Genomic DNA, 25,593 nt, shown 5'->3' on the forward strand with positions numbered 1-25,593 from the left:
AAAAGATTTAAAAACTTCACGACAAGAATTAAATAATCTTACAAAATGAGGATTTGAAAGAACAAAATCATCATTAAAATCGCAAAATATATATTGTTCAACATCTAAAATACTATTTGGAGCAATTGTTTTTTGTTTTATCATGAAAAAAACTTTGCTCCAACTCTTTATTAAATTTTACTATTTTTAAATAAAAATCAAACAATTTTTTAAGAAAAAATTCTAAAAACCACTACTTTTTATTAAAAAAATTTTCAAATCAACAAAGTTTTTGAAAGAGCCCCTAATATATATCTAATGCGCTTTGATAATTACCATTTAATTTTATATAAGATTCTGCCCTTTTTACAACAACACCTATTCTTTGAAGCTCTTCTAATTTTTTAAATGGTTTTTTTCTGCGAATATTAATTATTCTTTTTGCAGATTTTGGCCCTATTCCAGGAACACGAATTAATTGTTTATATGGGGCGTAATTTATCTCTACAGGAAAGATATTCATTTCCCTTGCAGCTAAAATTTTAGGATCTTCATTTAAAAACAACTTATCGTTTTCATCAAATACCATTTCTTTTATATCAAATTCATAATCACTTAACAATGCATCTGCATGATATAATTGAGCTGTTCTATTTGTATTACAAGATTCTTTTTTCTCAAATTCTGTTCCTTCAACAGGGGAAAATGCACTAAAGTAACTACGTCTTAGGTCTACTTTTTTATATAAGCTATCCATTCTTTTTAAGATTTCTAAATCTGTTTCATCATTTGATCCAACGATTAATTGTGTTGTATGGCCTGATTTAGCAAATCCTGGATTTTTCTTACTAATTTGATTCATCCAATCCAATCTTTTTAGGATATCTTTATTATAATCCTTTGTTGTTGTAATTTCACTAAGTCCATCTTTTGTTGCAGCTTCAATATTCAAACTTACTCTATTAGCTAAACTCATTGCTCTTTTTATAGAATCTTTGGATGCTCCTGGAATGATTTTAAGATGTATATAGTCATCATATCCATAGTCTTTTCTAAGGATTCTTGCAGTTTCTATTGTTTTTTCCATTGTATTGTCTATTGTATCTCCAATACCTGAACTTAAAAAAAGACCATTCACATAGCCATTATTGTAATAATGTAAGAATGCTTTTGATAATTCTTCAGGACTTAATTCAAGTCTTGTAAAATTACGTTTACTTTGGTTAATACAATATTTACAATCATTTTTACATTTATTTGTTAGCAATGTTTTAAAAAGAGGTATTTTACATCCATTATGTCCAGTAGCGTGATAAATCCCTGGGAGATTCACTTGAGAACTCTTACTATGGCTAACATAATCACATAGATCATATTGTGCACTATCTGCTAAAACTTGCATTTTTTCTAATGTAGACATAGTTCCTTCCTCTTTTTTTAAATTATTTTAAAATATATCATTTTTAAATAATCCTATTTTTAATTTATTCTTATTAAATATTTTTTATATTAGATATTTTTTACAATTCTTATAATAAAACTTTTTTATAATACAACTCTTATAATAAAACTTTTTTATAATTATTTTCTCATTTTATTGTCTTTATTAATATTAATCTTTATTAATATTTTTATTAATATTAATGAATTTTAATAAGTATATATAAACTAATATTTAATATATTAATGATTTCATCATTTCCTAGTAAAAATTTCAGATTTTATTTTTTAATAAAATCCTTTTAAACTTATCACTTTATTGTATTTATTTTTAGTTATTAAATTATTTAAATAAGCGCATATGATTAGTATTATTTATTATATAATGTTTATTAAACTATTTTATACTATAATCTTTTTTATTAATTTTTTTATTAGTTTTTTATTAGTTTTTTATTATTGAACTATCTATCATTTTACTAGTTATTTATATTATTACTTTTTTTTTAAAATTCCTTTATTTTTATTATTTTCTATCAAAGTAGTTTATAATTTTAAATAATTTTTAAACTATTTTTAAATAATTCATTCTAACTATAAGAAACTTTTATATAAAATATATACTAATTTAATATTATGAAAGTCGTACTTGCTGGAACTGGAAGTGCAGTTGGAAAAACCACTATTTCTACAGGAATTATGAAAGCACTTCAAGATGAAAATGTTCAACCATTTAAAGTTGGCCCTGATTTTATAGATCCTTCATACCATACTCTAGCAACTGGTAATGTATCAAGGAATTTAGACTCTTTTTTCATGAATGAATTTCAAATAATAAACTCATTTGAAAGAGCATTAAAGATATCTAATTCTAATATGGGAATTATTGAAGGAGTAAGAGGTTTATATGAAGGTATTAGTCCTATAAATGACATAGGAAACACGGCTTCTATTGCAAAAGCTTTAGATGCACCTGTAGTTTTACTTATGGATTCTAGAAGTTTGGTTAAAAGTGCAGCTGCGGTTGTTTTAGGCTTTAAAACTCTTGATTCAGAAATTCGTATTGAAGGAGTTATTTTAAACAAAGTTAAGGGTAAAAGACATTATATAAAGGCTAAAGAGTCTGTTGAAAAATTAGCAGATGTTCCAGTTATTGGTGGCATACCAAGAAATGAAGAAATTACGGTAGAAGAAAGACATCTTGGCCTTGTTCCTGCACTTGAAAAAGAAAGAATCAATAAAAATATTAATCTTTGGGGTAAAATAGCTGAGGAGTATATAGATTTAGATGCCTTAAAAGACATTATGAAAACATCAAGTAAATCTACTGTAAAAGACAATCAAAATAAAGCTGTTGAATCATTAGAAGATAATCATAATAATAGCTCTAATAATTTTAATAATTATAATAACGGCCCTATTATAGATCTATCCATTCATGAAGATGATTTTAATAAAGCTCATAATGATGCTATTGAATTAGAAGTTACTAATGGATCAAAATATGGAGAGCTATGGAAAACTGGAAATAAAACTCCATTAAAAATTGGTGTAGCTTTAGATGAAATATTTACTTTTTACTATAGAGAAAACCTAGAGTCTCTTGAAGATAATGGTGCTAAGATTATTCCATTTAGCCCATATAAAGATGAAGAAATTCCAGATGTTGATGCTCTTTATATTGGTGGAGGATATCCTGAGGTATTTAAAAAGGAATTATCTGAAAATACATCTATGTTAAAATCAATCAACAAGTTTCATAAGGATAATAGGCCTATTTATGGAGAATGTGGAGGTTTAATCTATTTATCTAAATCTATTGATGGATTAGACATGGTTAATGCAATTCCCTATAGCTCTGAAATGACTCCTAAAGTTCAAGGTTTAAATTATGTTGTAGCTAGATCTAATAGGGATAATCTTATCTCAGATAAAGGGGACATTTTCCGTGCACATGAATTCCATTATACAAAACTTAATGTTGATAAAACAGATAGATTGGTATTTGATGTATTAAGAGGCAGAGGCCTATTAAATAATATGGATGGTATTAGTGTTGGAAACACTTTAGCTAATTATATTCATATCCATGCCTGCTCTCATCCTAACTTTGCCTACAATTTTACTAGAAATATTTCAGAGCCAGATTAATCAATAGATTGATCAAGCTTTTCATTTCTATTTTTTCTCTTTTTTAATTTTGCATCGGCAAATAAAATTTTTTTTATTTTCTTGAACTTTTTTTAAAATTTATTTTTGTATAATGTATAGATAATTTATCTAAGTTTTTAATAAATTTTATCTAATATATTAGATTTTCTTTAAATAATTTAAATTTTTTCATTGTTTTTGGATTTTTTATTTTAAAAAAGTATTACTTTTTAAATCATAAGCTATATTTCTCATTTTCCCCATCAAAATTTTTCAATTTTAAAATCTATTTAATTCTATTATTTCTTTCTAAAACTTGAGTTTTTTTAGTAATATTTATAAATAACAATAATCAGTTTTTGTTTTTTTAAAATACTCATTTTAAATCATTTTTTTATACAATTTTTTTTAAGGTTTTTGTAACTCTTTGTATATACGAAGTAACTCAATGATATTACATGCTATATTTTAGCCCATTGATGCATATGAATTAATACTTTTTTTCAAGTTTTTTAAAATTTTTTTTTAAATCAGAAATCTAGCAATTAATCCCAATATTTTTTTTTAAAATAATGTCATTATCATTGAAGATTCAGGTGACTATTTCATCATTTAATTTCATTTTTTTGTAACTCAATTTTTACACTTGAAATTGTTCTTCTTATTTTTTAAGTTTTATAGAAATTTTCCATATCTTTTAAAAAAAGTGTTAACTCAATTTTTATTAATTTTTTTAAAATATAATATCATAATAACTCACTAAGTTATTTTCCAATTTTTAATATATTAATTGAGTTACAATTGTGCTTTTTTAATTGCTTTTATAAGTCAAGTTTATATGCAATGAGTTATCATATATATTATATAGTTCCTATTAATAATATCAATTTTTTCTTTGAAGGTATTTTATGTTAGAAAAAGAAGTTAAACAATATAAGAGGGGAAATAGTTTCACTTACCGTATCGACTTATCAAAAAAAGATAATTTTGAGGGTGGAGAGAAAGTAATGATTTTTAGGATAAGTGAATATGAATCTTACCTAAATGAGATAGATAGTCTCGAACTTCAGATAGATGAGAATAAAAATACAATTTCTGATTTAAAACAATCTCGTAGTGAGGCTGATTCTAATATTAATGAAATAATGGAGCAAAGAAATCAAGAGATATCTGATAAAAATAAAGAAATTATGGATTTAGTTGAAGAAAATAAGTCTTCTATTCAGAAATGCTATGATATTATTGATGAAAAAGATAAACTTCTTAAACAAGCTAATGAAGAGATTAGAATAGAAAGAGAAAAGGCTGACTTAGCTAAACAAAAGGCAGAAGAAAATCTAATTGATGAGAGAAAAAGACATGATGAATTGGTTCTTGAAAAAGATAAAGAGCTATATAATCTTAATCAACAACTTAAAGATAGCCTTAAAGAAATTGCTTATAAAGATCAATTATTAACTGTAGATAGACTTTTAATTGATAGATATAAAAACAGAAGTTTTATTGATCGCTTATTTAACAGGTTACCTGATGATGCTGACTTAAAAATCGATAATCCTCCAAAAGAAACTTATGTTTTAGAAGCTGAAAAAGAGGATTAATTATTTTTATGATTTCTTTAGATTTTTATGAATTTTTATTGTTTAATCTTATTTTCCACTTTTTTATTTTTTTAACTATTTTTTTAATTCTAAAGCAATTTTTTATTTTTATTTTAATAGGATATAATCAACTTAATACACTTAATACACTTAATACACCTGATATAACTTAATGCAACTTAATGTATCTTCATTTCAATATCATGATATCTTCAGTTTATATGCATTTTTTACTTAGTGAGTTGTATTTTTTATAAGATTTAAATTGTAACTCTTAGACATAGATTTCAACTGTATAATGAGTTAGCTTGTTATTATCATTTTTTTCAAATTTTAAAGCTAGAAATTCCTTGACATATATTTCAAGTGTAAGTTTTTATGAATTTTTTTAAATATTATTTTGATGTTATTATCATAGTATAATCATGTTAATTTATTTACATCATCATTTTTGATTTTATGTAATATCATTTTTTTTAGAAATTTTTCCTCATTTTTGATTTTTAAAAATGATATTATCATGAAATTTTTAAAAATATTTTAAATTTTTCAAAAATTTTTTCATATTTTTCATCTCTTTTTATGAATTTTTGTATTACCTTTTAATTTTTTTATCTATTGTAGTTTTTCTTTGACATTTTTAAAATGATTTTCATCTAAAGATCAATTTTTTAAAATTTTCACATTATGATTTTTATCTCTTGTATATTTTCAATTGAATTTTGCCTTTTTCTAATATATTTTTTATTTTTTCATTGGAAACAATTTTGAAATATTTTTAAATTCATATGAAATAGCTCATAAATAGCTCTATAAATAGTCCATTTAATATGATGGTTTATTTAATAAAGTTATTATAATAGTTTAAACAAAGCTTAAATTAATTAAAGTTTTAATTAATTATTTTTTAAACAAAGTTTTAATTAATTATTTTTTAAACAAAGTTTAAATTAAATTTTTATGGGGTTTTTATGAATTTTAAGTTAATAGATAAAAAACTTGATCTATTCCATCCACTAATCATTGTAGTTATGGTAATATTATTTTTAATAATTGCTATGCCTATGTGGTATATTTATCGTCAATTACCTTATCCTAATATAGATTTATATCTTTATATAGGAATTGGACTTTTATCTTTTATTTTAGGTATTTTTTTAACTAATTACTTCTTAAAAAATAAATTTAAAATTTTCACCTCAGAGAATCCTCGAACTAAAAGCTTTAATTTAAATCCTCAGAAACTATCTATATTTGATTCATATTCTAAAAATGAATTAATTATAGTAAGTTTTGTTTCTATTGGAATATTATTACAAGTTATAAACATAGCTCTACTAGGTAGCATACCACTTTTCTCTGCAACATTAAAAGCTAAAGCAGCAACAAAAATATGGTTAATATCTTACATAATATTCTTGCCATCTATTAACATTTTACTTGCAAAATACAATAGAAAATCACATTACCTTTTATTAATTATAGGTTTAGCTTTGTTTGCTCTTACAGGATATAGAACAACACCTATTGGAATCATGCTATCATCTTTAATTACATTGTATTATTCAAGGGATGTAGATTTAAAATACATAATTTTAGCTATTTTAGCTATTGTAATTGTACTTTTAGCAGTAGGATTTATTGCAGTTCAAGCTATTAGTTGGCAACACTGGTCATTAAATCCAATTGAACTTCTCTCATATAGAGCAGCATTTACATTAAATGTATTATCAAAAGCTATCACTAATCAATGTGCCACAATGGGAAAATTGCTTTATACTACACTTACTGGATTTTTTACACATTCAGATGCTAGAGTTTTAGTTGGTCAAGCTACTCTTGGAAGAGCTCATTCAATTACTTCTACAATATTTGGCCCAGCTTTACTTGACTTTGGTATTCTAGGAATGATTGTCCAAATGTTTTTAATAGCTCTTATATTAAAGACTTTACACACTATACAAAATAATAAAAAAAGTATTTTTACAGCATTTTATAGTATTTTACTTGGACAAACTATTATCTGGATTGAAACTGGACCAAGTGATGTGGTAGTTTACTTATTCTATTTAATTGGTATTTTGCTTATTATTAAAACATTATGGAGATTAGATAATGGAGTCTAAAAATATAGCTATTGCTGGTGAGATCACTCCTTCAAAAACAATTATTCCAATTATAGAAAGATTAAGAGAATTGGAAAGGGAAGATAAATTACATTTTAAATTAAATAAGATAATAGGTCTTTATCATGGAGAATCATCAAAGGCTTTTCTAGAACCTTATTGTGATGAAGTATATTCTATTGGAGAAGGTAGAAAAGGTTCAAAAAATTCTACTACAAAATTAATTTACCTTATTTCAAAAGATATTTTAAAATCATTTAATGCACTTAAAGGTCAAAATATAGATTTATTAATCACTGCAGGAAATGCAGGGGATGTTAGAAAAGCTATTGTGGCAGCAAATCTTTTAAAAATTCCTATTTTACATATTGAACAAGATATTTATAATCCTATTGAAGTAATTTCTCAAGCTAATCTTGTCACTGTTCCTTCCAGTGAATATAAGGAATACCTTGAGAAAAATTATAAACTTAAAAATGTTATAAATATAAATGGCTATCCTATGGCTAAATATGTTGATAATCATATAAAAGAGGGAAACTTAAGAGATAAGGATGAAATCTATGGTGAATATGGCTTGAAAGAATTTGTTCTTGTAGTTATTGGAGGAGACTTAAAAGATGATGATATAGAATCATTGATAAGATCTATTGAAGAACTTAATCTTAATGCACTAATTGCACCTTATAGATTTGATAGAAATATGGTTCAAGATTTAGTTTTATCTCCAAATATTAAAGTTTTACCTCAATATGTTGATTTATCAAGTTTTATAAATGCAGCATCTCATTTAATTTATGCAGCAGGTATGGGTATGACTATTGAGGCAGGAGTATTTAATATTCCATCTTTAAAAATAGAAGGTTTTCATACAGTTCATGGTAGTGTAGATTTAGCTAAAGAGCTTAATATACCGATTGTAAAGATTGATGAAATTCCTAAGGCTTTTGAAGAATTATCTCAGCAAGATGATTCTAATCTTCTAGAAAATAGTGAAATAGCTATTGAAAGAGTGGTAGATTTAATCAATAAATTTAATAGTAAATCTCTTAGTAAAAGTGGCTTTAAATCTACTAAAGAAATTTGGAATAGTCGTAAAGTATTCAAATAATTATTTTTTTTAAAATTTTCATTGTATCCTTTTCATTATTACTTAACACTGTTATAGTAATACTTTCTTTTTCTTCTTTTGAAGGGCTTTCTTACCTTTTTTTCATGTTTTTTAGTTTATTTTTATTTATTCACTTGTTATGCTTATTTTGGATATGATTTCTTGAATATAACATGATTATGTATATTTTTTTATTTTTTGTATTACTTATTAAGATATTTTTAATATTAGTAATACTTTTTTATTACTTTTTATCTTTTTTTCTATTTTTAGTAATAATTAAATTTAAATAAGTATTACTTTATATTTTTAGTTAGATATTCTGTTTTTAAAAGTTTTATTTTTTTCTATTGATTTTTATATTTAGGGGTTTTGTTTACCTATTTAGGGATTTTGTTTACCTAATTAAATATGTAAGTATAAGTTTTCGTTTACCTAATTAAATTAGTAGATATATTTTTACGGAATATCACAATTTTTTAGGAGGTTAAATTATTGAAAAACAAGTTCTTTTGCTTATAGCTCTTATGGCATGTTTAATATGTGCTATTAATGGAGTTTCAGCAGAAAATCTTGATGGAATTGATGATTCTAATCTTAGTATAGGTTCAACTTATATTAATGAATTTTCAACTGTTGAAAATAGTGATAATTCAGAATCATCTTTTAGTGTAAATAAAATGGAGCTATCTAGTTATAATAATATTTTAAGTGATGATTCTGTAGATATAAAAGCATCTAATAATAAAAATAGTATTAAAGATTCTGGATCTTCTAATGTTTCTGTTAATGTAAAAGTTAATTATGAATACCCTTCTGATAGTAGTCAAGTTGTACCTGATTTTTATGTAGTTTCTAATGGAAATTATCTTAATTTTACAAAAGCATATGACTTTAATAAGAAAGCTTATGTCCTTAATATAAATGGCCCTTTAGAAGATTCTTATAATATCACTGCTTTAACTTCTGGTTACATAGATCAATCTAAAGTAATTAGTGGTTCTTTAATAAGTGAATTAGTTACATTTGATTTAAAAGCTACTGCTGCTTATAAACTTGGTAAAGATGTAACTGCAGCTGCTGATAAAGCATTAAATTTTAAAGATGCTGATGATATTCTTGTTGTAACTACAGCAGGTGTAGCTAAATTAAATGGTAAAAGCAGTGAAGAAGCTATTGAAGGGATTCTTAATTATGGAAACATAATAGATTATACCGATATTTTAATGTTACGCCAATCTGCCTTAGATCCTATTGATTTTGCATTTATTATTAAAAAAGGAAATCAATTAAAAGCAGTTATTTTTGAAAATGGTTCCACAAAACAATCATATTTAGGAACTATTTCTGAAAATATGACTAGGAAAGAATGGAATAATTATTATAATGCTATTAAAGGAGTTAACGCTTGGTCTTTTGCAAGTTTAGCTAATGGCTGGGTTGCTGGAGTATCAAGAGAAGTACTTCAAGAAGGTGCATTCCATGGACACATATGTGAAGGTACTTTAGGAGGATATAGTATTGTACAAGCTTTATTAAAATACTATCCCCCTGTTAAAGAAACCCAAACTGAAGGAGTAGGTTCTCCTGGGGATGTAACTTCTTATAAAATTCTTGGTGTTCCTGGTGGATCTGATGATGATGCAGCAATCTTCTTTTTAGATGCTACTATTGGTAAAACTGGTTATGTTGGAGTAGATACTACTGCAACTGGTGCAACTGAGAATATGATTGGATTTATCAGATGGTATGCTCGTAATAACACTGGTGATTTAATCATCATGTCCTTAAATTCCACTAATGTTAAAAAAATCTTTACTAAAGAAATTGGCATTAATCCTGATGATGGAAGCTTAGAAGAGTTGAAATACTGTTCTTGGTGGATTAATAAAATCAATAATGACCCAGGATGCTTAGTTGACTTTTTATATGAGTTTACTGCTTTAAATGCTGATCAATATTATTATTTAATGGGGACAAGTACTGATGTAAATGTTGCAGAACACTCTGTTCAAGCAATTGATGCACATGGTTTAGATATGGAATATATCTTGTCTTTAAACCTTCCAAAGGCTACAAGATCTAATATTGAAACTATAAAAGCTACACTAACTGATGATCAAATGAAACAAATTGGTATAAATGCTGCTAATATTGGCAAAAGTTTATTTAAAGAAGAGCTAGGCATTGATATTGATAGAGATGCTGTTGACTTTGCAGTATTTACATCTGCTGGTTATGTATATTTAGATGGCCAAGAAACTGTTAAAGTTCGTGATGGTCTTTATGAATCTTTAGGTACTAGTTTATACAGTAAAAATATGTTACAATACCATCAAGCTCTTTGGAAACCCTTATGGTTTGCATTTATTTTACGTCATCCTGATACTAAAGAAGTTCATGCAGCTTATTTAAGATATAATTCTGATGGTACTTTCTTTATAGGTGATCTTGAAGGGGATAAAGTAATAGATATTGGTATCAATACTTTAAATGATTCTGCAAAATTAAGAAAAATTGAAAAAACTTTTGCACCTGATGGAAATTGGTTTAGTGTACAAACCATTGCAAATGCATGGAGATCTCATCCAGTATTTGAACAAATATTGTCTTTCTTATATCATAACCATGTATGTCCAGGTGTACAACCAGGATTCTTTATAACTGATCATATTGAAAGTAATTATCCATTAGGTGAAAATGAATCATATACTTATATTGCTTCTACTACTTTCTGTAAAGATGACAGTATGACTTATTTATTAGGTATTTCTCCAGGTATGGGCACTTTTCTCGTTAAAAAATTACCTAAAAATGAAACTGTTTCTGAATATGTTGATGGTGGAACATATCAAGGTGTTCTTGTTGTATGGGATGATAATCTTAAAGTAGGTAAAGCTACTATTTTGAGTTTCAAATGGGGAAATATTGATACAAGTATGTATGGTACTTCTGAAGCAAAACGTGCTACTCAAATTGAAGCTTATATTGATTTATATAATGGTGTAAATAATCCTAATATTAAAGCAAGTCCTGTTGTTTCTACTGATTGTGAAAAATGGATTACTGAAGAACAATTTAATATGTTAAAGACAGGGGTTGGTGATGAAAATGTAATTAGATACATTCAAGGTCTTGATAATGTAACTAAAGAAGATTTATTAAAAGCTATGGAAAACAACACTAATATTGAAAATAGTTCTAATAGTGATTCTAAGAGCAAGGGTACTAGTACTAATAACAATTCCAATTTTAATAGTAATTCTAATACCAACTCTAATAGTAATTCCAATAGTAATTCTAATACCAACTCTAATAGTAATTCCAATAGTAATTCTAATACCAATTCTAATAGTAATTCTAATGGTGTTGTATCTACTCCAAGTCATAAACCTTCTCATTATACAAGTGTAGGAACTTTTGGAGCTGTAGCTACTGCTTCTCCTAATGAAGATGGCTTATCTGAAGATACAAATCCAGACAATCCTAGTGATGCAAGTTCTTATGAAGTTTCTAAAACTTCAGCTACTAAGTCTGCTGATTCTAATGCTTTAATATATGCTATTATTGGTGTTTTAGCAATTGGTATTTTACTTGGATTAGGTTACATCAGACGTAAATAAGAAAAATAAGGTTTTATAAGATAAATAACTCATTTTGAGTTATTATCTTTTTAATTTTTTACTTATGCTTTTTAAGGGAATTAATTTAATTTTAAGTTTTTAAAAGTAATTTACACTTTGTTGAAATCTTTTTTCACTTGAAATTGCAGATCGAATAAAATTTTTAAATTACTCTAAATTGGATATAAAGCTTTTAAAATGCTTTAAGTTTAGTTACACTTGAAATAATACTTAAAGGATAAAAATAAGAAATAAAAAAACTAAATTCAAATGTTTAATCTAAAAATCCATAGATCAATTTAATTAGTTAGAAAATAAGGATTTCAACAAAACCTAATATTATTTTTTGCTTAACATCGTTATAGTAATACTTTTTTAATTTTTTTAAAAGTATTTTTCCTTTCTTAATTCTTGTTTTTTTTTAATTTTTTTTCTTTTTTGTCTTATTATTTTAGTTAACTATCTTATTTTTCAAAAATAATCTCCTTTTCTCGATATTAATTTTTTTTATTACTAATTTCTAATTTATTTATTATTTTTTAATAAGTTTTTTATTACTTTTTATACTTTTTTATCGATTTTAGTAATAAATAGCTTTATATAAGTATTACTATAAATTTGTTTTAGATATTCATTTTTTTAAACTTAATGGATTGTTAATTAAATGGAATATCATTAAAATTTTTGAGGAGGTAAAAATATTAAAAAACAGATGATTTTACTTATAACTCTTGTTACATTTCTAATGCTTGTTATAGGTGGAGTTTCTGCGGAAAATGTCGATGTTATGGATACTTCTAGTTTAAATGAAGTTTCTCTAGCTAATGTTAATGAAATTTCTGACACTGGAAGTACTGATATTCAATCTTATTCTTCTGATGATGGAAATGGACTTGCTGTATCTGATTCTGTTGAAGATATTGATGAAGATAAAGGGGATATATCTGATTCAAAAAATACTCTCAAAGAATCTGGTTCTGAAGATTCAAGATCTATTGATGTAAAAGTAAATTATGAATATTCAGCAGATGCTAATAAAATCAGTCCTGATTTTTATATAGTTTCTGCAGATGGAAAGTATCTTAACTTTACTAAAAAATTTGACTTTAATTCAAAAAAATGGACTTTAAACTTAGAAGGTACCTTAGAGGGGGATTGTAATATAACTACCATGTCTGCAGGTTATATTACTCAATCTAAAATAGTTAGTGGTGCTAGTTTAAGTGATTTAGTTTTATTTGATTTAAAAGCTACTGAAGCTTATAAATTAGGGCGGGCTGTTTCTACATCTGCTGATAAAATTTTAGACTTTGCTAGTGCAGATGATATACTTGTAGTAACTACTGCCGGTGTTGCAAAGTTAAATGGAAAAACTAGTGAAGATGGAATGGAAGCTATTTTAAATTATGATAATTCAATAGCTTACACTAATGTATTAATGTTACGTCAAAGTGCAGTTGATCCTATAGATTTTGCATTCATTATTAAAAAAGGAAATCAATTAAAAGCTGTTGTATTCCAAAATGCTTCTACAAGTCCTGTTTATAAAGGAACTATTTCTGAAAACATGACTAAAAAAGAATGGAATACTTATTATAATGCTGTATTTGGAGAAAATGCTTGGGCTTTCGCAAGTTTAGCTAATGGTTGGGCTGCTGGTATCTCAAGAGAGATACTTCAAGAAGCTGCTTTCCATGGCCACATATGTGAGGGTACTTTAGGTGGATATAGTATTATCCAAGCATTATTAAAATACTATCCTCCAGAACAAGAAACTAATCCTGGTGGAATAGGTTCTCCTGCAGATATAACTGCTTATAAAGTCCTTGGTGTTCCTGGAGGATCTGATGATGATGCAGCTCTATTCTTCTTAGATGATACTATTGGTAAAACTGGATATGTAGGTATGAATACTACCAATACCGGAGCTACTGAAAATATGCTTGGTTTCATTAAATGGAATAGTCAAACTAAATCTGGTGATTTAATTATTATGACATTTAATTCATCAGATGTTAAAAAACTTTTCACTAAAGAAACCGGCATTAATCCTGATGCTGGAAGTTTAGAAGAGTTAAAATACAATTCCTGGTGGATTAAGCAAATTAATACTAATCCTGAAAAATTAGTTAATTTCTTATATGAATTCACTGGATTAAACCAAGAACAATACAATTATTTAATGGGAACTACTGATAACGTTACCTACGATGGAGAACCATTTGATTATGGTATGGATGGTCATGGTTTAGATTTAAACTACATTTTATCTTTAAATCTCCCTCAAGCTACAAGAGCTAATGTTGATAATAATCTAGGTCATTTATCTGATGCTCAATTAAAACAAATTGGTATTGACGCTGCTGATCAAGCTAAACTAATCTTCATGGAAGAATTAGGTGTTGATATTGATAGAGATGATGTAGATTTCTTAGCTTTAACAGATGCAAGTTATGCTTTCTTAAATGGTCAAGAAACAGTTGTTGTTCTTGATGGTCTTAACGAAGCTTTAGGAGCTACTTTATATAGTCAAACTTTGTTAAACCTTCACCAAGCAGTATGGAAACCATTATGGTTTGCATTTGCTCTACGTTACCCTGACTCTAACTTAGTTAATATGGTCTATTTAAGATATAATTCTGCTACTAACGACTTCTTTGTAGGTGAACTTGAGGGTAATAGGGTAGTGGATATTGGATTCAATACATTAAATGATTCAGCTAAATTAAAAAAGATTACACAAACATTTGTACCTGATGGAAACTGGTTTAATATTCAAAGTATTATTAATGCATGGAATGAACATCCATTATTTGATCAAATGTCTACATTCTTATACCATGCTCATGTATGTCCAGGTGTACAACCGGGCTTCTTCATAACTGATTATATTCAAAATGAATATCCATTAGGGGAAAATGAATCTTATACTTATATAGCTTCTAGTATCTATTGTAAAGATGACAGTCTAACCTATTTATTAGATTTATCTCCAGGTTTAGGTAATTACTATGTTCAAAAATTACCAAAAAATGAGACTGCTTCTGAATATATAGATGATGGAACTCAAGAAGGTATAATCATTGTATGGGATGACAATCTTAAAGTAGGTAGAGCAGCTATTGTAAGTTTCAAATGGGCAACTATTGACACTAGTATGTATGGTACTTCTGAAGGAAAGCGTGCAGCTCAAATTAAAGCTTATATTGATATGTATGCAAATAATGAAAATCCTAATATTAAAGCACTTCCAGTTGTATCAACTGACTGTGAAAAATGGATTACCGAAGAACAATTTAAGATGCTAAAACAGGGTGCTGGTGATGATTTTAATGTTATCACTTACTTAAAAAGCCTTGATAATCTAACTAAAGAAGATTTATTAAAAGCTATGGAAAATAACACTAATAGCAATTCTAATGCTAATAGTAATTCTAACAGTAATAGCAATTCTAACGATAATGCTCATACTAACAGTAATTCTAACAGTAATAGCAATTCTAACGATAATGCTAATACTAACAGTAATTCTAATAGCAATAGTAATATTAATACTAATACTAATCCAGAATCTAATAGTGCAATTTCTAATCAAAGTCATAAATCTTTATCTAGTAGCATTGGAACTTCTGGAGATATAGCTTCTTCTGCTCCTAGTGTAGATACTGCATATGAAGATGGAGATACAAATCCAAGTGATGCAAGTTCTTACGAAGTATCTAAGTCTCCTGTTACTAAATCTGCTGATTTCAATGCTTTAGCATATGCTCTTATTGGTGTTTTAGCAATTGGTATCTTACTTGGATTAGGTTACGTCAGACATAAATAAGAAAAATAAGATTTTATAAGATAAATAACTCATTTTTGAGTTATTATCTTTTTAATTTTTTACTTATACTTTTTAAGGGACTTATAATTTTTAAGGAACTTATAATTTTTAAGGAAATTAAATTAATTTTAAGTTTTTAAAAGTAATTTAGTTTAAAGGGAATTTGATAGCTTTCAAAGTTTTTAAGGAGGTTAATTAATTAGATTTAATTAAATAATGCTTTTAATTGAATGTAATTAATTAAACTTTATAATTATTGTGGTGATTTTTTGAATAAATATAAATTTTTAGCCTTATTAATTTCTGTAATTTTTATTTTTTCAGTTGTTTCAACTGCTATTTCAGCACATCCGGGGCATGGTGGTGAATATGCAGAAGAAGTAACACCTGGTGATGTAAATTCCAATTCTCATGCTTCTAGTTCTGAGGGTTCTAGTTCTCATGCTTCTAGTTCTGGTTCTTCCTCTTCTGGCGGTTCTGGTTCTGGCGGTTCTTCTTCTCATGCTTCTAGTTCTGGTTCTTCCTCTTCTGGCGGTTCTAGTTCTGGGGGTTCTGGTTCTCATGCTTCTAGTTCTGGTGGTTCTAGTTCTGGGGGTTCTGGTTCTCATGCTTCTAGTTCTGGTGGTTCTTCTTCTGGTGGCTCTAGTAGTTCTACCAATTCTAAATCTTCTGGTGGTTCTAGTTCCAATATTCCATCTGATTCTTTAGGAGATAATTCTCAAATTGAACAAAATTCATCTGAAGAAGAAATGAATGAGTCTAATGCTAATTCAACTGAATTTAATGAAGTTATTGAAGATACAAATAAAGAAAATGATTTATTTACATTAACTAACATAACTTTATTGATTTGTATGTTATTATGCGGATTCTTTGGAGTAATTATCATATCAAAATTATTTTCTAAATAATGGTGGATTTTATGCATATTCCTGATGGTCTTATTCCAATGGATCAAGCTATAATATACTGGATTATTACACTTATTGTTTTAGCAATTTTCTTTATGAGAATTTCAAAAAAGGTTAATATGGAGGAAAGATTAGTCTTAACTGCTGTTTTAACTGCAGCTACAGCTGTAACAACTGCTGTTTCTATCCCTTCTCCCTTTGGAATACCTATGCATTTCTTTCTGATTCCTTTAGTTGTTATTATTTTAGGTCCTTTAAGTGGAACATTAGTTTGTTTTTTAGCTTTACTTAGCCAAGCTATTTTTTTAGGTATGGGGGGAATAACAACTTTAGGGGCAAATGTTTTAGTTATTGGAGTTTTTTTAAGTTTAGCAAGTTCAGTGGTATATGATTTATTTAAAAATATTAATGGAAGAGTTGCAATATTTATTGCTACTTTATTCGGTATTTTAACAGCTACTGTTGTTCAAATAGTTATTTTATTATTAACTCAAACTACAAGTTTAGAGCTTCTTTTAGCTAGTTTATTACCTTTTTATTTAGTTGTAGCATTTATTGAAGCTTTTATTAATGTTATTATTTTAGAATTAATATTTAATATTCGTCCAGATATTGCAGATATAGAAAAGATTTGATTTATGATTCTTTAATTTATTTGTTTAATTAATTTTTATGTTTAAGGAGGTTTTAATTTTGAAAAAAATAATTTATTGTATTTTAATCATATTCATTTTTCTTTTAACATTGTCTTCTGTTAGTGCACATGGTGCTGATATTACTGATGATACAATGATAATAGCAAATGAGTCTAATGGTGTTTTAGCAAAAAGTGTTGTAGATGATTTAGGTCTTAACATAACAGTTTATAAGTTTAAATCTGATGGAGATGTTGAACATCAATTAGAACATGCTTTATCTAATCCTAATAAAAGGATTTTAGCTATTGCATATCAAGATACTGTTGAAAATTATTTAAATAATCATTCTGAATTAAAAAACAGAGTTTTAATTTCTAATGATGATAGTAGTTCTCTTAGTGATTCAGCAAAGAAATTAGTTGAAATTGATATAGACTCAACTGATAGCAGTACTAACTTTATTACTCCATTGATCGTTGGTTTAGTTATTGGTTTATTAGTTGGAGTAGTTGTTGGCTTTGTGATTTTAAAAAATAAAAAATAATTCTTAATTTCATATCATATTATTTTAATAAGTAATTGTGGTGATATTATGGCATTTAGTTTATTATGGTCTTTAGGACTTATAATTTCTATAGTGATTTTTGCTATTGCCTTCGGTTTAATTCTTAGTTTGAATAATTTCTCTGAGAAAGATTTGGCAAAATTTTCTATTATTTCATTTATAAGTACCTTTATACTAATCTATTTTATTAATTTATTTAAGATTCAATTGAATTTAGCTATTGGGCATTATAATTATCTATTATTGTTTTTAATAGCATTTTTATTGATTTTAAGTGGATATTTAATTAATAAAGATAAAGATATTAAGAAAAGTTTCAAATCAATTTTAATCTTATCTTTTATTTGTTTTATTATAATGGCATTTATGTGTATTATATCTAAACAAGCATTATTTGGTTTAAATTCTTTAGAAATAAGTTTATTAACTTCAATTTCATTTCTTTCACTATTGATTATATTGTGTTTTGTTTTTAAAAAGATTAATTTGAATATTTCATATAAAGAATTTGGGAGTTTATACTATATTTTAGGAATCTATTCTTTGATAGTTTCATTATTTATACCAAATATAATATCTTTAGATTTAGATAAAATAAGTCCAATTAATATAGTTTCTATTGAATCTATACTTTTAACCATTATATTATTAGTAATAGTGATAGTTTTAGGTTTGTTTTATTATAAAAAGAATTCTATCTTTAGATAATTTTATAAAAAGAATTCTATCTTTAGATAATTTATTATTATTGTGATTAAATGAAATGTTTTTAAATTTATTAAATTTTTGTGGTGATTTATGTGGTAAGTATACCTGGAAGTGAGTTATTAACTGCAGCTTTAAATGTAGTTTCTCAAAGTTTACAGATTCCTGTAATAATTTTCTTACTTATATTTGCAGTTTTTGCAGTTTTTGCTTTTGGAGGTCTTATTTCAGATTATAATAATCGGAAAAAGTTAACTAGGGATTATAAAGAAAACTTAGTCTATTCTTTAGTTAATGCAAGTTCTGTTGATGAACTTAAAAAAATTGTTAATAAATCTGAGATTTTTGAAAGTCAAAAAGATGTCTTATTGAAAATTATTAATGCTCATTCTTTCTCTTCAGACTCTCGTGATGCATGGGCTTTAAATTTAATTGAGGAAGAAGAAGTTTCTATGGCAAAGTCCCTTGAAAAAATTGATATCTTAACTCGTATTGGCCCAACTCTTGGTTTAATGGGTACTTTAATACCTATGGGGCCTGGTCTTGCTGCTTTAGGTAGTGGAGATGTTTCTACTTTAGCAAGTGCAATTATCATTGCTTTTGATACTACAGTTGTAGGTATTGGTTCTGGTGCAGTAGCTTATGTTATTTCAAAAGTTAGGCGTAGATGGTACGAAGAGTATTCTTCTAATCTCCAGTTATTAGTCAATGCTGTTTTGGAGAATTTAAAGAACTAATTAAATTTAAACAGTTTTAAATTAAAAAAAATTTTCTTATTTCTTTAAAATCTCAAATTAAGTTTAACTTAAGGTGATTTCATGATTAAACGTAGAGAAGGAAAGTTTCTAAATCAAGGTGAAGAGGATCCAATGGCTGGAACTTCTAATTTAGTTGATGCAATGTTAGTTATTGCAGTTGGATTATTAGTTTTTTTGGTTATTTCATGGAATATGCAAAGCATTATTTTTAATGAAAACATGGATGAACAACAAAAACAGAAAGTTAAAGATGCATTAAAAGAAATTTCTCAAATTGATCAAGGTAAAGAGCTAGAAGATACTCCTGATTTAAGTAAATCTTCAGGTAGTGGATACACAGAGATGGGGAAAGTTTATAAAGATTCTTCGACAGGAAAATTAATCATGGTTGAAGGTTAATTCAAGCTTTTTAGCCTTCGGCTAAAAACCTTGACCAAAATTCTTTTAAATTTTAGGTGAGTTGCTCTTTTTCTATTTTTAATTTTTTTAACTTTATTGCTATTTAGCTATTTGCTATTTTGCTCTGATTTTTATTCGGCATCTTCATCCATAGTTTCAAGTAAAAAACTTACAGGACGAAAACCATCATTACAAGATATCATAGCTGATTTTTTATTTTTCATCCATCCATCATAAAAATCTTCAGCACCATTTGCTAAAGCCATAACAAATGGAGATAGATTTTCCCAGGCACTACTACATAAATTTTTAGGTTTTTCCCATCCGTTAGCTATAAAAACATCTCCAAGCTCTACATCACACTCATGTTCCAATGGATTTTCATACTTTTCAATCAAATCATCATGTCTAACTTTTTTCATAACTGTAATTTTTACTTTCTTCATCTTCCCACCTATATCTATCTTCTGAATTTTTTCTTAAATTAAATTTTAATATCTCTTTATTTTTCATTATTAATAAGTTTTTTATTAAAAAAATTTCTAAATACTGAAATAAATTTAAACACTAAAATAAATTTAAAATAAAATATATAAAGCTATTGTATTGGCTTTATAATCCAATTCTAGAATAAAATCTTTTGAAATAAATTGATAATTATTTAAAAAATTAGTTTTTCTTTAAATAGATTTTTAGTAAAACAAATGGTGAATTTATTATCTAAATAATTGTTTTTCTTAAAAATACTGTTTATTTGGAGCTTATTTTTTATTATTTTTGTTCACTATTTTATCATTCTATTATATCTTTTTTTATTAATTGATAAAAAATTTTTTCTATTATATAAATGTTTTTATTTGCTTTTAACCTCAAACTATATAATAAGTAAATACTATAAATATATATGTGATATTATGGTAGTTAAAATTGGTATAATAAAAAGTGGTAATATTGGTACCTCACCAGTATTAGATTTATTATTAGATGAAAGAGCAGACAGACCAAACATCGATGTAAGAGTATTTGGATCTGGAGCAAAAATGAACCCTGAACAAGTTGAAGATGTTGTACCTAAAGTAGATCAATTCGACCCAGATTTCTGTATTTTCATTAGCCCAAACCCAGGAGCACCTGGTCCAGATAAAGCAAGAGAATTATTATCTGAAAAAGATTGCCCTGCTATTATAATTGGTGATGCACCTGGTAAAGGTAAAAAGGATGAAATGGATGAACAAGGTTTAGGTTACATCATTGTAATGTCCGACCCAATGATTGGTGCAAAAAGAGAATGGTTAGACCCTACTGAAATGGCTATCTTTAATGCGGACATCTTAAAAGTATTAGCAGAAACTGGCGCTTTAAGATTAATACAAAAAACCATTGATGGTATAATTGAAGCTGCTGACGAAGGTAAAGAAATTGAATTACCTAAACTCATAATTACTGCTGAAAAAGCTGTAGATGCTGCTGAATTCCAAAATCCATATGCAAAAGCAAAAGCTATTGCTGCTTACGAAATGGCTGGTGCTGTAGCTAACTTAGACATGAAAGGTTGTTTCATGACCAAAGGTTACGAAAACTTCATCCCATTAGTTGCTGCTGCTCACGAAATGGCTGCATATGCTGCTAAATTAGCACAAGAAGCAAGAGAAATTGAAAAATCTAATGACACTGTTTTAAGAACCCCTCACATGAAAGAAGGTAACATTGGTTGCAAATTTGATTTAATCAGCAAACCAGAATAAGTGTATTAGAATTAAGTAGCTTTCAGCTACTTATTTTTCTTTTTTCTTTTTTAAAACTAATTCAAATCAATTCAAATAAATCAAATCTCAAATCAAAATTAAAACTTACTTTTTTCTATTTTTTATTTAATCTAATTTTTAAAACTTTTTATCTGAAAGTTTAATTCGTTAAAATACAAACAATTATACTTTTGCTAAAATGTATTATAAATAAAATTTTTAAAATGTTTAATAGCTAAAAATAGTGGGATTTAAAAATTTAAAAAATAAAAATTAAAAAAAGGGCTTTGATTAAATTTTTTTAAAAGCTTATAAAACACCTTTAGTACTAGGTATCTCGTCATGTTCTATTTTACAAGCATCATATATGGATTTAGCAAATGCTTTAAAAACAGCCTCTGCTTTATGGTGATCATTGTAACCTTCACAAGTTCCATAGATATTAATCTTAGCACTTGATGCAAATGATTCAAAAAAGTGAACAACAATATCAGAACTTAAATCGCCGATTTTATCATTTCTAAAATCTAAGCTCATATTACAGTAGCTACGACCACTAATATCTATAGCTAGAACTGCAACTGAATCATCCATAGGGACAATCGCATGACCCATTCTCATGATTCCTTTCTTATCACCAATAGCCTCTAAGAAAGCTTCGCCTAATAATATACCTACATCTTCTACAGTGTGGTGATCGTCTATTTCAATATCACCAATTGCTTTAATGTTTAAATCAATAAAACTGTGGCGAGAAAAAGATTCTAGCATATGGTTAAAGAAATTAACTCCAGTGTCAATTTCATATTTTCCAGTTCCATCGATATCTAATTCTATTTCAATATCTGTTTCAGATGTTTTTCTTGAAACTTTTGCTATTCTAGTCATTGAATCACTCACTTTATTAAGCTTAATTAGAAAATATTATAAAATTTTAAAACATGATTTAATTAAAACAACGATTAATTATTTATTCATCTGGCGCATTTCTTATAATTTTAATCGCATCAGGGCCGCATTTCATTGCACATAATGTACAAACATGACAATAATCTAAGTTTGATACATGTGCAACATCATCAATTGTCCAAATATAACCACCTTTAGGACAAATTTCTTTACAATTTCCACATGCAGTACATCTGTCCTCGTCAACTTCTATTTTTAAGATAGTATCACCTATTGAATAAATCTCTAAATAATCTTATTTTATTTTTTTTAGTATAAAAATATAAACTAAATTCTTAATTTGGATTGATCTTTTAAAAAATCTTAATCTCTATTTAAATAGATTAAATTCTTAATCTCTATTTAAATAGATTAAATTATTATTATTATAATTTTAAAGTAGCTATTGATAATGCTTTAAAGCCAATGTAAACTTCTTTTCCTAAACCTAAATCTAAGTCTTTACCTGCAGATAAGGTAATGTCTGAGAAAATGTCAACTCCACCAATATCTATTTTTACACGAATCATCTCATCTTGAAGCCTCATTTCAGTAACTTTACCTTTAAAGATATTTCTAATACTTGAAGTTTGAGGTTCTAGCATTATAAAGATATTATCATAACTAATCAGAGCTAATATTTTATCTCCAACTTCATATTTTTTATTTAAAGGAATAGTCATAGTTAATTTATTCATTTGAATTTTCATAACTCCTTTTTCTCTGTCTACTTCAAGAATCTCTGCTTCAAGTTCATTAGTTTCTCTATGAAGTTCCATAATAGCATTGATTTTTTTACATTCTTTTAAGATTTGTAAACCTTCTTCGGTAAGAGTGGTACTACCTCCACCACCACTACCTCCTTTTTTAGTGCTTACAATAGCTATATCTAATGTAGATTCTATTTTATTAATATAGTTTAATGCAGTTCTATAAGAAATTTTAGAACGTTTAGCAGCTTCTGTAATAGATCCACTTTCATTTATATAGATTAATAGATTGAATTTCTTTTCGTCTAATAAAAAAGAATTACCATCAATATTAATTTTATATTCTACACCTGCTTTTACTTCAGTCATTATTATCGTCCCTTTTTTACCTTATTCTTATCACTTTTTAAAAAATAATTACCTATACTGATTTATAATTTATACTTTTTATTAATTAAACTTATTTATTTTTATTTCGTATTTTTTATTTTTAATTTTATAATTTAATAATGGCTTAAAAGGGATATAAATCTATAAAAAATTCTTATATTCATTTTTCCCACGTTATGAATATTTTTTATAATCAATATTTTCTTAAAAAAGTTTAGTTTATTTTCATCGATATGAATTTTAAAAAAGTAAAAGCTTTTAAATCTATTATTCAATGGATTTGAATTAAAAATAGTAAATGTTATAATTAATTAATGATTAAGAACTATATCTATCAATAATATCTAATAATTTATTAACATATTTTCTTATAGGGCCTAATTTAGTAGTAAATCTTCTAAATCCTACTACATCATCATGAGATAAAGTTCTAAGTGCTACAATTGCAATCATATAAACTATTGGACAAATGATTAAACCTATAATTAATCCAATACTATTATTTGGAAGGAAAAATGAAGGTATTGTCATAATTAAGGAAGCTATTGTAACTTTAGTTAAAAATGCATATGGGGCATGGGTTTTTGTTAATCTAAATTGAAGTAAAAACATTGGAATCATCATTAGAAATGAAGCTATTGTAGTTGCTAATGCTCCACCTTCAATTCCATATTTTGGAATTAAATACCAACCGAGACCTAGTGTAATAATACAACCGAATATTAAAAGATACATTGGGATTCTTGGATTTCCAATACCTTGTACAATACTTCCAGATATTGTATAAATAGAGTAAAATGTCATACCAATTACAAGAATTGCAAGTGACATTGCACCATTCATATATGCTGCATTAGTAAAGTATACAAGACCCATAATCTCTTTTGCAAATATAGCTATTCCTACACACATTGGAATAACAAAGAACATTCCATATTTGTAAGATGCATTTACGTATTTTTCAAGTAAAAGTTGGTCTTTTAATGCATAAGCTTCAGATGAAGCTGGTAGTATAGTGGTTGCAAGTGAACTTGATACAATTAATGGAAGTCTTGATATGGGATCTGCTGCTATAAAGTAACCTATAGCAGATGCAGCTAAAAATCCTCCCATGATTAAAGTACAAATGCTGTAAATACCCATTTCAGCAAGTGCAGTTATTGTAATAGGAATTGAGAAGAAAATCAATCTTTTTGCAAGGTTTAACTCTTGATCTAGTGTGAATTTAAAATCAGGATTTGCAGGAGGGATATATTTTCCCATATACCTTTTAAAGATATATACTGCAGATGCTGCAGATGCTGCAAAACCAAGAGCAGAACCTAAAACTGCACCAAAGGTAGATAAACCAAGAATAACAAGTGCAGTTGCAAAGAGAATCATAAAGATTTGTTCAATAGCACGTGTATAAAGGATATATTCCATTTTATATACTCCTTGAAAAGCTCCTCTAAATGCTCCAACAATTACACTAAATGGGGTTATTAAACCAACAGCTTGAAGTGGAAGTAATGCTTCAGGTTTATGATAATAATTTGTAATTATTGGTGCAGCTACAAAAACCATAACTAGCCCAAAGAAAAATCCTAAAAAGACCATTATCTTAAGAGCTGTAAAAACAGTTTGACGAGCTAAATCCTCTTCATCAAGTACATTATATTCAGATACATATTTAGCTATTGCTGGAGGAAGTCCTGCTGCAGATAAAACTTGGAATATTCCTTGGAAAGGGGTTGTTAGGCCAAATATACCATATGCTGCTGGTCCTAAAAGTGATGCCATAAGGAAACGGTATACATATCCTCCTACACGGAAGATAATATTTCCAATAAATATTATTGCACTTCCTTTAGCTACTTTAGAACTTCCACTTGCTTCGCCCATGTTCACACCAATAAATTTAAAAAATATTTAAATTAAATATATCTTTTCACTGAATTATTAAAAAAAGTTTTAAAATTTAA

At 26.7% G+C, this 25,593-nt stretch carries 19 protein-coding genes; 13 read left to right on the forward strand and 6 right to left on the reverse strand.

Annotated elements, in window-relative coordinates:
- Positions 1-283: 283 nt before the first annotated feature.
- On the reverse strand, positions 284-1,399 hold the full coding sequence (locus BM020_RS06505) for a radical SAM protein (RefSeq protein WP_067148436.1): 1,116 nt from the start codon (positions 1,397-1,399) through the stop codon (positions 284-286).
- A gap of 656 nt (positions 1,400-2,055) precedes the next feature.
- Between BM020_RS06505 and BM020_RS06510 the strand changes: the two genes are divergently transcribed.
- The 12 genes from BM020_RS06510 (at position 2,056) to BM020_RS06565 (ending at position 19,836) form a co-directional block, all read left to right on the forward strand.
- A complete protein-coding gene (locus BM020_RS06510; RefSeq protein WP_067148439.1) occupies positions 2,056-3,570 on the forward strand; it encodes a cobyrinic acid a,c-diamide synthase CobB in 1,515 nt (504 codons plus the stop codon).
- A 908-nt stretch (positions 3,571-4,478) separates the two neighbouring features.
- Positions 4,479-5,171 (forward strand): hypothetical protein, encoded by a 693-nt coding sequence (locus tag BM020_RS06515; protein ID WP_067148442.1) that lies wholly within the window; start codon positions 4,479-4,481, stop codon positions 5,169-5,171.
- A gap of 971 nt (positions 5,172-6,142) precedes the next feature.
- A complete protein-coding gene (locus BM020_RS06520) occupies positions 6,143-7,297 on the forward strand; it encodes an oligosaccharide repeat unit polymerase family protein (RefSeq protein ID WP_067148445.1) in 1,155 nt (384 codons plus the stop codon).
- Positions 7,287-8,408, forward strand: coding sequence for a glycosyltransferase family protein (locus tag BM020_RS06525; protein WP_067148447.1), 1,122 nt, complete (start codon positions 7,287-7,289; stop codon positions 8,406-8,408). Before BM020_RS06520 ends, BM020_RS06525 begins: the two co-directional genes overlap by 11 nt.
- 527 nt (positions 8,409-8,935) lie before the next feature.
- Positions 8,936-12,031, forward strand: a complete 3,096-nt coding sequence (locus BM020_RS06530) for an FmdE family protein (RefSeq protein ID WP_234970528.1) — start codon at positions 8,936-8,938, stop codon at positions 12,029-12,031.
- A gap of 712 nt (positions 12,032-12,743) precedes the next feature.
- The gene (locus BM020_RS06535; protein WP_234970529.1) at positions 12,744-15,860 is read left to right on the forward strand and encodes an FmdE family protein; all 3,117 of its coding nucleotides are present in this window, start codon (positions 12,744-12,746) and stop codon (positions 15,858-15,860) included.
- Between the two features lie 269 nt (positions 15,861-16,129).
- Entirely contained in the window at positions 16,130-16,771 is a 642-nt protein-coding gene (locus BM020_RS09740; protein WP_074798634.1) for a hypothetical protein, read from the forward strand.
- An 11-nt stretch (positions 16,772-16,782) separates the two neighbouring features.
- Entirely contained in the window at positions 16,783-17,406 is a 624-nt protein-coding gene (locus tag BM020_RS06545) for an energy-coupling factor ABC transporter permease (RefSeq protein ID WP_067148453.1), read from the forward strand.
- A 58-nt stretch (positions 17,407-17,464) separates the two neighbouring features.
- On the forward strand, positions 17,465-17,953 hold the full coding sequence (locus BM020_RS06550) for a hypothetical protein (protein ID WP_082762201.1): 489 nt from the start codon (positions 17,465-17,467) through the stop codon (positions 17,951-17,953).
- 48 nt (positions 17,954-18,001) lie between these two features.
- Positions 18,002-18,682: a DUF2162 family putative transporter gene (locus tag BM020_RS09985; protein WP_074798636.1), complete on the forward strand. Its 681-nt coding sequence runs from the start codon at positions 18,002-18,004 to the stop codon at positions 18,680-18,682.
- A 92-nt stretch (positions 18,683-18,774) separates the two neighbouring features.
- On the forward strand, positions 18,775-19,416 hold the full coding sequence (locus BM020_RS06560) for a MotA/TolQ/ExbB proton channel family protein (RefSeq protein ID WP_074798637.1): 642 nt from the start codon (positions 18,775-18,777) through the stop codon (positions 19,414-19,416).
- Positions 19,417-19,497: 81 nt separating this feature from the next.
- Positions 19,498-19,836, forward strand: coding sequence for a DUF2149 domain-containing protein (locus tag BM020_RS06565; RefSeq protein ID WP_067148467.1), 339 nt, complete (start codon positions 19,498-19,500; stop codon positions 19,834-19,836).
- A gap of 131 nt (positions 19,837-19,967) precedes the next feature.
- On the opposite strand, the gene BM020_RS06570 is transcribed toward BM020_RS06565, so the two are convergent.
- Positions 19,968-20,282 (reverse strand): TIGR04076 family protein, encoded by a 315-nt coding sequence (locus tag BM020_RS06570; RefSeq protein WP_067148470.1) that lies wholly within the window; start codon positions 20,280-20,282, stop codon positions 19,968-19,970.
- A gap of 468 nt (positions 20,283-20,750) precedes the next feature.
- Here BM020_RS06570 and BM020_RS06575 point away from each other — a divergent pair, with 468 nt between their 5' ends.
- On the forward strand, positions 20,751-21,581 hold the full coding sequence (locus BM020_RS06575; RefSeq protein ID WP_067148473.1) for a F420-dependent methylenetetrahydromethanopterin dehydrogenase: 831 nt from the start codon (positions 20,751-20,753) through the stop codon (positions 21,579-21,581).
- 309 nt (positions 21,582-21,890) lie between these two features.
- On the opposite strand, the gene hisB is transcribed toward BM020_RS06575, so the two are convergent.
- The 4 genes from hisB to BM020_RS06595 all read right to left on the reverse strand — a co-directional run bounded on the left by hisB (position 21,891) and on the right by BM020_RS06595 (position 25,513).
- Entirely contained in the window at positions 21,891-22,469 is a 579-nt protein-coding gene (gene hisB / locus BM020_RS06580; protein WP_067148476.1) for an imidazoleglycerol-phosphate dehydratase HisB, read from the reverse strand.
- Between the two features lie 82 nt (positions 22,470-22,551).
- Complete coding sequence (locus BM020_RS06585; protein ID WP_327037162.1) at positions 22,552-22,773, reverse strand: 4Fe-4S binding protein; 222 nt, start codon at positions 22,771-22,773, stop codon at positions 22,552-22,554.
- A gap of 142 nt (positions 22,774-22,915) precedes the next feature.
- Positions 22,916-23,608, reverse strand: a complete 693-nt coding sequence (locus tag BM020_RS06590) for a TOBE domain-containing protein (protein WP_074798639.1) — start codon at positions 23,606-23,608, stop codon at positions 22,916-22,918.
- 339 nt (positions 23,609-23,947) lie between these two features.
- On the reverse strand, positions 23,948-25,513 hold the full coding sequence (locus BM020_RS06595) for a flippase (RefSeq protein WP_067148482.1): 1,566 nt from the start codon (positions 25,511-25,513) through the stop codon (positions 23,948-23,950).
- Positions 25,514-25,593 lie beyond the last annotated feature (80 nt).

This window comes from Methanobrevibacter olleyae, assembly GCF_900114585.1.
In the GTDB taxonomy this organism is placed as follows: Archaea; Methanobacteriota; Methanobacteria; order Methanobacteriales; family Methanobacteriaceae; genus Methanobrevibacter; species Methanobrevibacter olleyae.